Source organism: Diplocloster agilis (genome assembly GCF_019042275.1).
In the GTDB taxonomy this organism is placed as follows: domain Bacteria; phylum Bacillota; class Clostridia; order Lachnospirales; family Lachnospiraceae; genus Diplocloster; species Diplocloster agilis.
In genome coordinates, this window is sequence record NZ_JAHQCW010000021.1 from 32,406 (window position 1) to 47,356 (window position 14,951).

At 49.0% G+C, this 14,951-nt stretch carries 12 protein-coding genes; 9 read left to right on the plus strand and 3 right to left on the minus strand.

Features of this window, described 5'->3' with window-relative positions:
- Positions 1 to 75: 75 nt before the first annotated feature.
- Entirely contained in the window at positions 76 to 2,445 is a 2,370-nt protein-coding gene (locus tag KTH89_RS13110; RefSeq protein WP_238722011.1) for an extracellular solute-binding protein, read from the plus strand.
- A 668-nt stretch (positions 2,446 to 3,113) separates the two neighbouring features.
- Complete coding sequence (locus KTH89_RS13115) at positions 3,114 to 5,003, plus strand: ABC-F family ATP-binding cassette domain-containing protein (RefSeq protein WP_238722012.1); 1,890 nt, start codon at positions 3,114 to 3,116, stop codon at positions 5,001 to 5,003.
- A gap of 122 nt (positions 5,004 to 5,125) precedes the next feature.
- Here KTH89_RS13115 and KTH89_RS25225 read toward each other — a convergent pair whose 3' ends face one another.
- The 3 genes from KTH89_RS25225 to KTH89_RS13125 form a co-directional block, all read right to left on the minus strand.
- A complete protein-coding gene (locus tag KTH89_RS25225) occupies positions 5,126 to 5,410 on the minus strand; it encodes a helix-turn-helix transcriptional regulator (protein WP_408639965.1) in 285 nt (94 codons plus the stop codon).
- Positions 5,400 to 5,654: a helix-turn-helix transcriptional regulator gene (locus KTH89_RS13120; protein ID WP_238722013.1), complete on the minus strand. Its 255-nt coding sequence runs from the start codon at positions 5,652 to 5,654 to the stop codon at positions 5,400 to 5,402. Before KTH89_RS13120 ends, KTH89_RS25225 begins: the two co-directional genes overlap by 11 nt.
- Positions 5,655 to 6,282: 628 nt before the next feature.
- Positions 6,283 to 7,257, minus strand: coding sequence for a C-terminal binding protein (locus KTH89_RS13125; RefSeq protein ID WP_238722014.1), 975 nt, complete (start codon positions 7,255 to 7,257; stop codon positions 6,283 to 6,285).
- 322 nt (positions 7,258 to 7,579) lie between these two features.
- Between KTH89_RS13125 and KTH89_RS13130 the strand changes: the two genes are divergently transcribed.
- The 7 genes from KTH89_RS13130 to KTH89_RS13160 all read left to right on the plus strand — a co-directional run bounded on the left by KTH89_RS13130 (position 7,580) and on the right by KTH89_RS13160 (position 14,940).
- Positions 7,580 to 8,578 carry a 2-dehydro-3-deoxygalactonokinase gene (locus KTH89_RS13130; RefSeq protein ID WP_158345507.1) on the plus strand — a complete coding sequence of 333 codons (999 nt, stop codon included), beginning with the start codon at positions 7,580 to 7,582 and terminating at the stop codon, positions 8,576 to 8,578.
- 33 nt (positions 8,579 to 8,611) lie between these two features.
- Positions 8,612 to 10,129 carry a sugar ABC transporter ATP-binding protein gene (locus KTH89_RS13135; protein ID WP_238722015.1) on the plus strand — a complete coding sequence of 506 codons (1,518 nt, stop codon included), beginning with the start codon at positions 8,612 to 8,614 and terminating at the stop codon, positions 10,127 to 10,129.
- Positions 10,126 to 11,088 carry an ABC transporter permease gene (locus KTH89_RS13140; RefSeq protein ID WP_158345509.1) on the plus strand — a complete coding sequence of 321 codons (963 nt, stop codon included), beginning with the start codon at positions 10,126 to 10,128 and terminating at the stop codon, positions 11,086 to 11,088. Before KTH89_RS13135 ends, KTH89_RS13140 begins: the two co-directional genes overlap by 4 nt.
- Before the next feature lie 59 nt (positions 11,089 to 11,147).
- On the plus strand, positions 11,148 to 12,224 hold the full coding sequence (locus KTH89_RS13145; RefSeq protein ID WP_238722016.1) for a zinc-dependent alcohol dehydrogenase: 1,077 nt from the start codon (positions 11,148 to 11,150) through the stop codon (positions 12,222 to 12,224).
- A 113-nt stretch (positions 12,225 to 12,337) separates the two neighbouring features.
- Positions 12,338 to 13,384, plus strand: a complete 1,047-nt coding sequence (locus KTH89_RS13150; RefSeq protein WP_238722017.1) for a substrate-binding domain-containing protein — start codon at positions 12,338 to 12,340, stop codon at positions 13,382 to 13,384.
- A gap of 14 nt (positions 13,385 to 13,398) precedes the next feature.
- Positions 13,399 to 14,175 carry an IclR family transcriptional regulator gene (locus tag KTH89_RS13155; protein ID WP_158345512.1) on the plus strand — a complete coding sequence of 259 codons (777 nt, stop codon included), beginning with the start codon at positions 13,399 to 13,401 and terminating at the stop codon, positions 14,173 to 14,175.
- 87 nt (positions 14,176 to 14,262) lie between these two features.
- A complete protein-coding gene (locus KTH89_RS13160) occupies positions 14,263 to 14,940 on the plus strand; it encodes an RraA family protein (protein WP_238722018.1) in 678 nt (225 codons plus the stop codon).
- Positions 14,941 to 14,951: the final 11 nt, after the last annotated feature.

A 14,951-nucleotide genomic window follows, 5' to 3' on the forward strand; every position in this document is an offset into this window, starting at 1 on the left:
CCTGTGGTACGGTTTCACAGAAGGGAAATAATAAAATGGAATCCGTTATGAAAGCGGAAGAAAACGGAGGTAAATATGAGAACAACAAAGAGAGTACTGTCTGCGGTTCTGTGCGTATTTATGATTACAGCTTCAGGCTGCGGCGGCAGCGGGGACGGTGTGAAAAGCAACACGGACAGCGGGAAGAACCCGGTGATGGGCAGATACGTGGAAGAAGAATACTCCCTGGAGGATTCGATCGGGGAGAAACCAAATCAAATAAAAGCAATGCAGAAGCTGGCGGACGGAAATCTCCGCATGATCGTAGAGGAGAAAGGGATCTTCGAATCACAGGACCAGGGAAAAACCTGGCAGATGGTGGATATGCCCTGGTGGAATGAGCAGATCAAAGGAAAAATGCTCTGGCGGGCGGCAATCAGTCCGGATAAAAGCATGGTTCTGGAATTCATGCAGAACGACACTCAGAATGAAGAAGAGTCAGAGGCAGAATCAGCCGCAGTCACGTTTTCAGGCGCGGAGGCGGATGGAGGAAAGGTGTCAATGGACACGTCCGATTATGAATACTTATATGTGGACGCCGAAGGAAATGCGGCTGCTTTTACCCCCCAGTCGGATCCGAACGATCCACTGATCCAGTATTTGTTCAGCGATGATAACAGACTGCTGGCGGCGGGAATCAACGGAACGATCTATGAGCTGGACGTGAAAAGCGGGGCGGTTTTACAGACGTGGGAGGCCAAAGATCCGCTCATACGGATCAGCCTGGCCGGAGATAGGCTCATGGCCGTTACTTATTCCGGTATGGAAATATTTTCTCTGGAAACAGGAGCCGTCCTGCCGGTGGACGAAGCGTTGCAGAAAATGGTGGAAACAGAACAGAATATGGCGGGCAGCCAATTTTTCGTGGAGGGGGCTTCCTACCTGCTGGCCGCGGATGAGGGGAACGAAGGCGTATTTTTCGCCGGCAAACAGGGCCTGTACCGGCATATATTCGGAGGCTCAATGATGGAGCAGATCAGCGAAGGGGGCCTGACCTCCATGGGAGATCCCGCTTTTCTGTTTTTGCATCTGATTCCCATTGCAAATGATGAATTTCTGGCGGTATACAGCGGTGAGAGCGGATCGCATCTGATGCATTATTATTATTCCGCAGACACACCGGCGGTACCGGATCAAATCGTAAAGATATACAGTCTGTACGACAATCAGGGAATGCGCCAGGCGATCGCTAAGATACAGAAAGAAAATCCCAGTATGCAGATCAACTATGAGGCAGGCCTGACCGGGGAGGACGCCGTCACCGTATCGGATGCGCTGCGTACCCTGAACACAGAGATTATGGCCGGAAAAGGCCCGGATATTCTGATACTGGATGGAATGCCCATAGAAGCTTATGCGCAAAAAGGGCTGTTAATGGACCTGAAAGATCTGCTGGATTCCGAGTATCCCCAGGACACATTATTCGATAATATTGCCAGGACCTATGAGAAAGATGGAAAAATCTGCGCCGTTCCCACGAAATTTTTGATACCGGTGGTGCAGGGACCGAAAGAGATCGTCGGGCAGCTGACGGATCTGCAGGCATACGCCGACGCGTTCCATAAGATCCGGGAAGAGAATCCGGAAGGGACGGTCTTAGATAAAAATACGACAGATCCGGAGCAGTTTCTGGAATATTTTTATGATGCCGCTTCCCCGGCCTGGCTAAATGAAGATGGAACACTGAAAGAAGAGGTGTTGACCCAGTTTTACCAGCTGGTAAAACAAATGTATGAGGATCAGACGGCCGGATTAAGTGAACAAGATTTGTCCTATTCCAAAGATTATTATGTAATCGGCGGCGCCAATAAGTTTAGTTTCCGAACCCCGGAGATCTCGCCTATGAACCTTCTGACGGAAGGCTCTAAGATGGAAATGGGATATCTCGCGGATGTGGCGGATGGTTACGGGCTTGTGACTTCTATTATCAATAAAATGCCGGAGCTTGCTATGCAGACACAGCAAAGTCAGGCGCAGGATATATTTATCCCGTCTTCTATTATCGGCGTAAGTTCAAAATGTAATAATGCGGACGCTGCCAGGGAAGTGGTAAAAAGGCTGCTGTCCCAGGAAGTTCAGGAGCTGCTGACATACGACGGATTCCCGGTAAACCAAAAAGCGTTTGATGCGTCTGCACAGTTGGGCGAAGAGGATAATCAGGGCGTCTCCATATCGATGGACGGCGATGATTCGGGAGCGGTCTTCCTGGAAATCACAAAACCCGCGCCGGAGCAGGTGGAAACATTGAAACAGTTAATCAAAAAGCTGAAGACACCTACCCTGATGGACAGTGTTATCTTTGAGGCGGTAGTAGAGCAGGCGGCTCCCTGTCTGAAAGGAGATATCACACCGGAGACAGCTGCGGGTGAAGTGATGAAAAAAGTGAATCTTTACTTATCGGAATAACGTAAGAGTGACGAAAGCCGGATTCAGGAACCGAGCCTCTGAACCAGGAACACGTGATGTGTTCCCGGTTCAGAGGCTCTTGCCTGTCGGACGTGAAGTCGGCCGTGTATCCTGAATCCGGCTTTCCGATTCCACCAAGCGGATACGCAGCCGCCCTATGCGCTCCCAGAGAGATACAAAAGAACCCAGCCACCCGGCGCGTCCCGTATACCGCCCGGGGTTCCAAACCCTAAGCAGCGGGCATACGAAGCCCCGAGGAAGGACGCTAAGTTGAACCGCCCCCTGTCAAGTAGACAGGGGGCGGTTCATAGTACATAGAAGAATATTTGATCGAAATTTATGTGATGTAAAAAGTAATCTTGATATGATACAATACATGTAATATGATAGGTACTTCCAATTATGAGATGGACAACAGCCGGAAGAGCAAACAGCATGCGGAATATCAAAAACGGTTAGCGGTGAGGAGAATGAAATATGGGATTATTTTATGAGAAAGAAAGATTGATTTTTTTCTGTGAAAAGTGTGGTTTCGTGGGAAGCGCGGAGAGGTCACAACATAATCCGCCTAATTGCAATGTTTGCGGTACGAAATTGATCTGCAAAAATATATCAAGTAATGAATGGCAGGCTGAAATGAACAACAAGCAGGAAAAGAGTGCAGAACAATGTTATACCAGATAACCAACGGAACCGTATCGCTGGGCGGAGAACCGGTATTGAACCACATCGATTTTGAAATTCACGGCACGGAGAAGATCGCCGTGGTAGGGAAGAATGGCGCAGGAAAGACCACGCTGCTTAAACTGATCGCCGGGGAACTCCCCCTGGACCGGGATGACAGGCGCGAGGGCCCGGGGATCCGCTGTTCCCGCCAGCTGACCGTGGGACTGCTTTCCCAGCATAATTATCAGGATGATAACCGTACGGTAGAGGAAGAACTCCTGGATTCCTGTCCGTGCCGCGGTTCCTTTGAACGAGAACGTTTTGAATATGAGAGAGAGTACGATATCTTATTTACCGGATTTGGCTTTGAAAAGGAGCATAAAAAAAAGAGACTGAACCAGTTTTCCGGGGGAGAGCAGACGAAGATCGCGCTGATCCGGCTGCTTCTTAGCAAGCCGGATATTTTGCTGCTGGATGAACCGACGAATCATCTGGATACGGAGACGGCGGAATGGCTGGAAGATTATATGAAAAGCTATCCGAACGCGGTGGTGATGGTATCCCATGACCGTTTTTTCCTGGATCAGGTGGCCGAGGTGGTCTATGAGCTTTCGGACCGGAGTTTGACACGGTATCCGGGAAACTACACACATTACCGTCAGGAAAAACTGAAAAGAATACGGATTCAGCGAAAAGCATATGAGCGGCAGCAGGAAGAGCTGGCCCGTCTGGAAGCGCTGGTGGAGCGGTTTAAGCATAAACCGAATAAAGCTTCTTTCGCCAGATCCAAGAAGAAGAGCATGGAGCGGATGGAGCGGGTGGAAAAGCCGTCGGAAGATGACGCCCATATTTTTACCGGGGAGATCAACCCGCTGGTGCCGGGAGGTAAATGGGTCTTTGATTCGGAACATCTGAAAATCGGATATGATCATCCGCTGCTGGAGATTACCATGCGGATCCGCCGGGGACAAAAGATCGCGCTTCTGGGGCCTAACGGGGCCGGAAAAACCACATTTCTGAAGACCGTGGCAGGCTATCTGCCGTCTCTTGACGGGCAGTTCTCTCTGGGCAGTCATATCACAATAGGATATTTTGACCAGCACAGCGCTGCGGTCGAATCCACACAAACCGTTTTTGAGCATTTCAGCAGTTATTTCCCGGCATTGACGCAGAAGGAGGCCCGGAGCATACTCGGCGCCTACCTGTTTGGAGGCGGGGAGGCGCAAAAACAGGTGTGCACGCTGTCCGGTGGAGAAAAGGCCAGGCTGGTTCTGGCGGAATTGCTGCAGAGCCGACCGAATTTCCTTATACTGGATGAGCCCACAAATCATATGGACATTCAGGCGAAGGAAACGTTGGAATCTGCATTCCGGGCGTATACCGGGACGATCCTTTTTGTGTCCCATGACCGTTATTTCGTCCGGCAGGTGGCGGATGCGGTGCTGATCTTCGAAGATCAGTCGGTCCTTTATTATCCTTTTGGCTATGAGCACTATCTGGAGCGCAGAAGGAAGATGTCCGATGGCCCCGCTCTCTCTGCACAGATCAGGGCGGAGGAACAGGCGCTGATCGCAGGTATGCGTGCGGTGCCAAAAGCGGAGCGCCACAGGCTTAAGGAGATACCGGCGGAGGAAGCCTATGCGGACTGGAAAATGCGCCTGGCCGGGGAGCAGTTGGAGGCTGCCTCTATGGTGTGCGGCCGTCTGGACAGACAAATGAGGTCGATGTGGGATACATGGATCTGCTCGGAAGAATTCTGGAATGGCATGCCCTGGCAGCAGGAGGAAGCGTATGAGGTGTTAAAGAGAAACTATGAGGAGGCGTTTGCACATTGGCACTGTGCCTGCATGGAATGGATAGATACGGCGCTGGAGGTAGACAGGGGCCTTTAAAAATGGATCTGACCAAGATTTGAGTAAACCAACAAGGGCCGTTCCGGAGAAGCGGAACGGCCCGATGAGCTGCCGGTTGGATGGATTCATGTTCAATTAGAGTATAAAGTTAGAGTATTATATCAGTATTCAAGTTCATCCGGAAACAATAGTTCTGCTGTGATTCCGTATAACTGGCATATGCGGGCAAACGCTTCTATGGATGGTTCCCTGCGGCCGGCTTCCCAATTCCCCAGACACTGGCGCGATACGTGCAGCATTTTGGCGGCTTCACATTGAGTAAGTCCCTTTGCATGTCTGTAATATGCTAGTTTTTCTCCTAATTCCATTACACTTATACTTCTTTCGTTTATCATTTCTAACGGCGTCTTGGCTTTAGAGAAGGACGACGTCTTCTTATCCCTCATTATCTATAAGCAGCTGAAATTCATCCAATAGATTTCCAACTTCGGATTTCGGCAACATCGACAGAAAAAAGACCAATGTCAATGCCGACAAACCATATTTTCCGTGTTCCAGATCAAAATAAGAACGGGGAGAAATATGCAGTAATTCAGCCATTTGTTCCTGGGTGAGTTGGTTTTCAGATCTGTAGAACAGGATCTGGTTCATAAGAAAGCCCTGAAGCAGCAATTTGTATTGGCGCATCATACAACCTCCCTTATTTCGACAACTAGGTAAATTTTACCAACCGGCGATATGTGCGACCATGAGGTGCACCTCAGTCTGCGGCCGATAAAAGAGGAAGCAAAATGAAGCTTTTTGCCGATTACAGGTATCATGTAATTGAGAAGAGAAAGGTTGTAAGATATATATACCGTATACGGTAAATAGTAGAATATGCTAAAAAAGACCGCTGTGTCAGCAGTCTGATTTCAAAGATATTTTACCTATAACCTGAATGAATGGGTTTTTAACAGGGTGCACATATCAGCTTGATTCAAAGTGGTAAATATTTTACCATATAGCAGGGAATTTAACAAGAAATGTCCCTTAAATGTTTAAAAAAGTCCGTATTAAAACGTTCCATATTTCTTTATAAGAACCGAGTGCCAAAGAAAATCTGGCGGAGTGGATGCTGAAAAAGATAGATTCTCAGGGGGTAACCTGTGACATCCGGTTTGACGGAAACTGCAAAGGGCTGCCGACGACAGCTGACAATCAACAAAAATAAGAAAAAAGAGGATGTACCCAGTATTGAGGGCATCCTCTTTTTTTGAGTCAATTTTCTTCTATATTTGCGCTAGGATTTTTTTACCGCTGTTTGTAAAGCTGTGTGCTACTTCACTGGATTCAACGGTTTGCCGCCGGTGAGTACCTGTTTTACATTCTCGGCAGCCACATGCCTGCAGGATTCCAGAGATTCCTTGGTTGCGTAAGCGCTGTGTGGAGTAAAAAAGCAATTGTCCAGCGAAAATAATGGATTTACCGGTTCCCAGTTTTCCGTCTTCATAGGTTCTTCCTCGGGATCATCTAGCGCTGCCGCTACGATCCGCCGGTCTTTTAAAGCCTCATAAAGTGCTACGTTATCGATACATTTTCCCCGCGATACACCGACGAGATAACTGTCAGGCCTCATCAGCGCGATGGTATCCCGTCCTGCGATGTGATGGGTTTCCTTCGTGTAGGGACAGAGTACATTGATGACAGTGGAACTTTGGAATAACTCTTCGCAGGAAACCTTCTCCACCCCATAAGTAGCCATGAACTCTGCCGATACGTACGGATCATAGCTAACTGCCCGGAAGCCGAAGACCTGAAGCTTCCGAGCCAGATTCTGGGCGATTCGGCCAAAACCGATCAGGCCGTATACGGCCCCGCGAAATCTGGGGAGGGGAGCACGCCAGTCCTGCCAGCGGTAGCTTCCCTGATGAACCTTCCGGTCATAAAAAGGAAGGTTCCTCATGAGCATGAAGGAAAAGCTGATCGCGTGATCCGCCACTTCGTCGATACAGTAATCCGGCACATTGGTTACGATGATTCCGCGTTCTCTGCAGGCTGCTACATCCAAAATATCCACTCCAATTCCATAGCGGGCGATAATCCTGCAGTTGGTCAGCTGTTCGATAGTGGCCCGAGGAATTTTAGCGTACTGCTGTATAATCGCATCAGCGTCCGCTGCCTGTTCGGCCAGGTGTTCCCCTGTTTTACATTTCAGACCGATAACTTCTGCGCCTATAGGTTCCAGTATTTTCCTCTCGATTGAGATATCCGGATAGTCATAGTCGCTTATGTAGACCTTAAATTTTGTCAAAATACCTGCACTCCTTTCAAAATAAAATCAAATTGATAATACCAATATTAGAAGATGTGTTTTGAAAAGTCAAGATCGAACAATCCAAAAAGATAATACAAATTAAAACTAAAAATTGGCTAAAATGGCTAATTGTCAAAAAAATAACGAAATATATCAGAAAAATACACAAAAAACATCATATAAATTTTGCGATATTTACGGTTGAAAAGATAATACAAATTAAGTAAAATGCAAATAAGAGCAAAGCAAAAACGGATTATCAGATAAAAGATAATACCATTTTGCGAGAGATTGTTCAAAAGGGAAGGAGATCTACAGAATGTACAGAGTTACCATTGACACAGGTACGACGAATACGAGGGTAACTGTTTGGCAGGGCAAAAATGCCATACATACGGAAAAAAGAGAGGTAGGCGTACGGATGACTTCTATAGAAGGAAATAACCGGAAGTTAAAAGCCACAGTCCGCGAATGTCTGGAAGCGGCCCTCCATAGGTGCGGGATCAACGAACAAGAAGTAGAGATCATCATAGCCAGCGGAATGATCAGCTCCGAGCTGGGGCTGTGTGAGATCCCCAGAGCAACCGCTCCTGTCTCTGCTGAAAAGCTGGCGGGACAGTGCGTGAAAAAAGAGATTCCCGAGGTGAGTATGCTGCATCCGATTTTTTTTATTCCCGGGGTACAGAATTATACTCCTGGGGTGGAAGCTTGGAATTGCTCTTCCATGGATATTATGAGAGGAGAGGAGGTAGAGACGTTTGGGCTTCTAAGCCGGGAAAAAATAAAAGGTCCTGTGGTTTTAGTGTTGCCCGGTTCACATACGAAATATGTCTATGTGAATAAAAAGGATGAGATTCAAGGCTGTACCACTACAATGGCCGGGGAAATCCTGATGGAGCTGACCAGATCTTCCATCATATCTTCTTCGCTGCAGGCCGGATATGTGGAGGAGATTCAGGAGACCTGGCTCAGGGCAGGCGCTGCCGCTGCGGCTCGGGAAGGTCTGAACAGATGCGCATTCTCCGTACGAATACTGGATCTGTTCTCCGAGAGCACCCGCAGCCAGCGGGCCAACTATCTGCTGGGAGCCATTATAGAGACGGACCTGCAGGCGTTGTTCCACAGTCCGGTGTATGAGATGAAGCAGGACAGTATGGTTCTGATCGGAGGGGACTCTGCATACGCGAGGGGATTTGCGATACTTCTGCGGGAAAGAAAAGGATTTGAGGGGAACGTACGAATGGCAGAAAAGGTAAATCAGGAAAACGTAGCGGGATATGGAGCTATCGAAATAATGGAAAAGCGGATGAAGCAATAGCGGATGATGCGATGGAACAGGAGGGAATCAAATTTGGATGATGTATTGCGGGTGGAACACATAGTTAAGACCTACCCTGGAGTGAAGGCGGTAAGCGATGTCAGTTTCAGCCTGAAACGGGGAGAAGTCCTTGCCTTGCTGGGCGAGAATGGGGCCGGTAAATCCACCGTTACAAAGATTATATGCGGTGCGGTAAAACCGGATTCCGGCACCGTATATATAGAAGGAGAGCCCCAGGACTTCAGCTCACCCAGCGAAGCCATGGCCAAGGGAGTAGGAATGGTCTATCAGGAGCTGTCAATGGTGGGCAACATGTCGGTGGCTGAGAATATTTTTATGAACAGGCAGCCTGTCAGTAAGAGTGGGGCGATCCGATGGAAACAGCTCTACGCGGAAACGAATGAACTGCTGCGTAAATTCGAAATTGATGTGGACCCGGGTACACTGGTGAAAAACCTGTCCGTAGGCACCTGCCAGTTGCTGGAGATCCTGAAGGCCATCTCCATGAAACCAAGGGTCATTATCCTGGATGAACCCACCAGTTCTCTTACGGAGACAGAGACGGAGCTGATGTTCAAGACTGTGCGCATGTTAAAGAGAGAAGGGGTCTCCTTTATCTATATTTCTCACAAACTCTCCGAAATATTTGCGTTGGCGGACTGTGCGGTTGTTATGAGGGACGGGCAGTATATAGGCAGAAAGAATGTGGCGGAAACCACGGAAAATGAAATCGTCACCATGATGGTGGGCAGGGAAATCAAAGATGTATATGGAGAAGCCGGTAAACCTTTGGATACAAAGGAGCCCTTATACTTTGAGGTGAAAAATCTTACCTGCTCCGGTATGTATGAAAATGTATCCTTCGGTGTGCGCAAGGGTGAAATCTTAGGAATAAGTGGCCTGATCGGCGCAGGCCGTACAGAACTGGCTCTGGGGGTGATCGGAGCGCACAGAACGGACAAGGGAGAGGTGCTTTTAAACGGGAAAAAGATACAGATCCATTCCCCGAGCGACGCCATTGCAAATAAAATTGCATATCTGACAGAAGACCGAAAGGGGCTGGGACTGTATCTGAACTTGCCGATCAAGGCGAACCTGGTGGCGGCCATGTTAAGAAAGTTTGCCCCCAAAGGGCTTATGCGGGAGTCGCTGATCCAGAAAAATGCGAAACAGCAGAAGGAAAAATATTCCATTGCTACTCCGTCGGTACAGCAGACGGTTGGGAATCTTTCCGGAGGTAATCAGCAGAAGGTTCTGATCGCTATGTGGATGGGAATTGATCCGGATGTGATTATATTTGACGAACCCACTAGAGGGGTGGATGTAGGCGCCAAAGCGGAAATCTATCAAATCATCAAACAATATGCCCGGCAAGGGAAATGTGTCATCATAATATCATCGGAGATGCCGGAACTGATTGGTATGAGTGATGAGATTCTGATTATGCATAACGGCAGAGTCAACGGCCTGATCAAGAGAGCGGAGTTTAGCGAGGACAATATTATCAAATATGTAACCGGGATTCAAAAACAGGAGGAGTATAAAGAATGAAAATATTTAAAAAAATTTTTTCTCGCCGGGAACCGGCTCTGTTACTTATCATTATTGCTTTGTCACTGATCATATCTATATTTTCTCCCCACTTTTTGTCGGGAACGAATATCATATCGATGTTTGTAGCATTGACTGTAGAGGGGATCATTGTACTCGGCATGGTGCTGCTGCTGATTATCGCTGGCCTTGACCTGTCTGTGGGATCGGTAATGGCATTTACCGGCGTGGCGGTCGCTATGATGATCAATAAAGGGATACCTGTTTTCTTGTCCATTCTCGCGGCCCTGCTTTTGGCCTTGGCGATCGGGCTGCTAAATGGGTTTCTCATTTCTGAAATCGGTCTGAATTCATTTATCACAACACTGGGAATGATGATGGTAGTGAAAGGGCTGATGCTGGTCATCTCCCAGGGAAAGGCGGTGCTGAATATGCCGGCCTCTTTCAAGGCCATCGGTCAGGGGAAGATCGCGGGAATCCAGTATCCGATTCTTATCATGATCGTGCTGGTGATTGTGATGGACCTGTTAGTCCGTCATACCCGGTTCATGCGCCAGACTTATTACATTGGCAGCAGCGAGCTGGCTGCCAGGCTAAACGGGATTCATGTGAAAAAGATCAAAATGCTGATGTACTGCCTGTCCTCTTTTTTCGCCGGACTGGCCGGAGTTCTGATTACTGCCCGTTTTGGAAACGCCTCTGTTACGCTGGGAGACAACACCGCAATGAATGTAATCACGGCAGCCATTATCGGAGGGGCCAGTTTAAACGGCGGCCAGGGAACCGTATTGGGAGCATTTCTGGGAGCGGTATTCATGCAACTGATTTCAACTTCTTTGAATATGCTTAGTGTGAATATGTACTGGCAGAATTTTGTTACCGGAGCCATTTTGATCATTGCCATTCTCATCGATGCCATAAACGGCAAACGTAAGACGGGCAGAAAGGTAATTGCATAGAAGTGGCGTTTACCAAAAACTGAAATCAAGCGCAGGAGATACGCGCAATGGAGGAAATAATGAAGAAAACAATGAAAGCATATCGAGTTACCGCACCTTTGAAGATGGAACTTCAAGAAGTCCCGGTCCCGGTTTTGAACGATAATGAAGTGTTGGTACGGGTAAAGGCTATGGGAATCTGTACCACGGATATTGAACTGTACGACGGAAGCATGCCCTATTACCGGGAGGGCTTATCCCGCATGCCGCTTACCATCGGGCATGAGTGGTCGGGCTATGTGGCGGCCATGGGCAGCCAGGTGACAGGCTTCTCGGTCGGGGACCTGGTGGTCGGAGATATCAGCATCGGCTGCGGAAAATGCGAAAACTGTCTGCGGGGAATGTATCACCTGTGTTCTCAAAGAACGGAACTGGGTGTGATCCGCTATGACGGCAGCATGGCAGAATATCTGAAAACCGAAGGGAAAAATCTGTATAAAGTGCCGGAAGGGGTAACTTGGGAGGAAGCCGCGGTTACGGAACCTACAGCAACAGCGCTCTATGGAGTCAAAAAGACCGGGCTGAATCCGGGAGACAGGGTAGCTGTAATCGGTGATGGTTCCATCGGCATGCTGGCGGCCCAGATCGCCAACTGTTCGGGAGCAGGCCGGGTCTGTCTGGTGGCAAGAAAAGATATGCACCGGGAGAAAGTAAATGGCTGGGGAATAGATCTGGTAGTACATGGGCAGGAAGATCTTAAGGGGCAGGTGGAAACAGCGCTTGGTGGTCCGGCGGACGTCGTATTCGAAGCTTCCGGTAATGCCGCGGCATACGAAGATGCGATCCGTCTGGTCAGGCCCGGAGGTAAGATCTGCGCCATGAGTATCACAGGGAAGGAACAAATATCTATGGATATGGACTATATTGTTACCAGAGATATTACTGTGGTAGGCATGCTGGCCAGCCCGAACTCCTTTGCTCCGGCCCTGCGGCTGATAGCTGCAAAAAAGGTGGATGCGGCAGGCTGCATATCCCATAGATTTCTCTTTGATCAGTCCGTCGAGGCTTTGGAGTTTGTACGCATGAAAGCCGCACGCGATAAGATAAAAGTATTGATTGTTCATGATAATGAGAATGAGGGGAGAGTGGAAAAATAGGGCTAGTTCGGTATGAGCGGATTTCTATTGAATAAAAAAGTAGTCTCAAAAGGATTATAGTAAATGATACCCACAAATTTAATTGTAAAACGGAAAAGAAAAGGAGAAAAAATATGAAAAAAATAACAGCTGTCACTTTAACCGTATTTATGCTGATCACTATGCTGGCAGGCTGCTCCGGCAGCAAAGAAGCAGCCTCGGCCGCTGTGTCAGGCGACGGTACTCTCCAAAGCCAGATCGATACATCCGATGAATACATAGCAGTCTGCTGCCTGAACAACCTGGAATATTTTAACGCGCACAAATACGGTTGGGAGAAGGCTGGGGAGCTTTTCGGAGTGAAGACAAGCTGGGTCGGTCCCACGGATGACGATGTGAGCGCCATGGTCAGCGCCATGGATTCCGCTGTGGCAAAGAATCCGGCGGGAATTGCCGTGTGGGGATATGACCCTGCCCTGGAAGCCAGTATCAACAGCGCGTTAGAAAAAGGAATCAATATAGTAACCTTCTGCGGTGATGTATCCACCAGCGACAGGCTTAGTTATATCGGCTCTTCCCAGTATGACATGGGTTATGACGGCGGCCGGCTGTATGCGGAATCTGTCGGCGGGGAGGGTAAGATAGCGATTATGACGCTGCCGGGAAATACCATGTTCGAAGAACGGCAGGCAGGCTTCGAAGCGGCGTTCGCTGAATATCCCGGTATCGAGATCGTAGCCTATGGGGATACCAAAGCCGATACGGTGACTGCGGTTAGTGCCGCTACGGATATCATCAACAGCCACAGTGAGATCACCGGATTCGTCTGCACGGATTCCACAGGAGCGGCAGGGGCCTCGACCGCGGTACAAGAAGCGAATAAGGCAGGCCAGATCGACGTACTGGGGATGGACAGAAACTCAGATATTCTGAATCAGATCAAGGATGGGCTGATCACCGCATCTATCGTACAGAACGATGTGTCTATGGGATATTGGTCTATGGTATCCCTGATCACCGCCAAATACGGCGGGAACAACATCGCGCTTACCAGTGATGACGCGGCAGCAGGGGTTAAGACCGCACCTAATAATATCTATACATCTGTGAATCTTGTTACGGCTGAGACGGCTGATTACTATCTGGAAGCCAACGAGTGGTATGCCGGGAACAGTTTCTGAGAGGGGGGAGGGGCTTGAACAAAGCGGCTATGAGGACACTGGATATCCTGACTTATGTTAGCGGTTCCAGACGTCCGGTGACGCCAAAAGCCATAAGCGAGGCGCTTAATATTCCGCTTGCTGGTACCAACGACATCCTTGATACCATGGTACGGATGGAATATCTGATGCAGCCGGACAAAGGTGTCAGAGCGTTTGCCGTGGGAATCAGGGCTTTTGAAGCAGGAGCGGCCTACATACAGGGAGCGGACCTGCTGAAAGCGGCGAAACCGTATCTTAGAGAAATGTCCAGGGAAACCAAAGCTACGGCTTTCCTGGCGGTCAGAAATAAAGATAAGATTGTTTATCTGGATAAAGTGGAGGGGAGCGCAGCGGTGATCACTACCGCTCAGTTGGGCTCCAGCAAGGATATGTATAATACCGGTCTGGGAAAGGCGATTCTGGCTTCCATGCCGGTGGCGGAGGTGGAGCGCATATATGAAGGCCGGGAATTGATCCCCCAGACTTCCAATACCATTCGGGATATAGAGGGACTGAAAAAAGATCTCTTTCAGACGAGACAGAGAGGCTATGCGATTGATGACTGCGAGGGGGAAAACACAGTGTATTGTATCGCGGCCCCGATCCGGAATTATGAGGGAAATGTGATTGCCGCCGTAAGCATAGCGAACTTCAAGGAAAACGGCCGACAGGCGGAAAATGCGGAACATGTGCGGCTTCTGCTGGACAATGCCCGCCGGATATCCGGACAGATGGGGTATACGGGGAAGGATCTGTATTATAAGGAATAAAAAAATGAGCTGGTATGTTCATACGAAAATCGGATGGGCGCAGGCCGGCTTCGGCAGGCTGCGCCGTAAAAAGAAGGGATGAATGAAATGAAAAAAATAATAAATCCAAGACCTTTGATTGACGAAACGCTGATAAAGCCCTTTCGGGATATGGAGGATGTACTCTCTTTGTCCTGCGTGGTGGGGGATGCTATGGAACGGGACAATGTAATGCGCCCAGATATTAAACCCAGAAGTATCGAAAAGAAAATAATAGGACCGGCGATTACGGTAAAACTGACAGCAGGGGATATTGTAGACTGTCTGGGTGTGTTTGAGATTGCGAAGCCGGGGGATGTGGTTGTGATTGATGCGTTCGGTGAAACAGAGACATCTATCTGGGGCGGCCTTATGTCAGGTCTGGCCCGGAATGCCGGAGTGGCCGGTGCGATCATCGACGGAAGCTGCCGTGATACCGATGAGTCCAGAATGCTCGGATTTCCGATCTCTGCGAAGTCCGTAGGCCCCCGGGCTTCCCACACAGCGTATTCCGGACGGAAAGAACCGATTGAAATTAATACTCCCATTGTCTGCGGCGGCGTTATCGTCCGCCCCGGAGACCTGGTAGTGGCCGATGAGATCGGTGTGGCGGTAGTTCCCTGTGAACAACTGGCGGAAGTCTATCAAAGGGCCAGGGAACAGGCGGATAAGGAGATCGCCACAAGGGAAGAAATCTTAAGAGGGGCTTCGGTAGAAGAACTGCTGGCGAAGTTTGGCCGTATCTGATATGGAAAAGA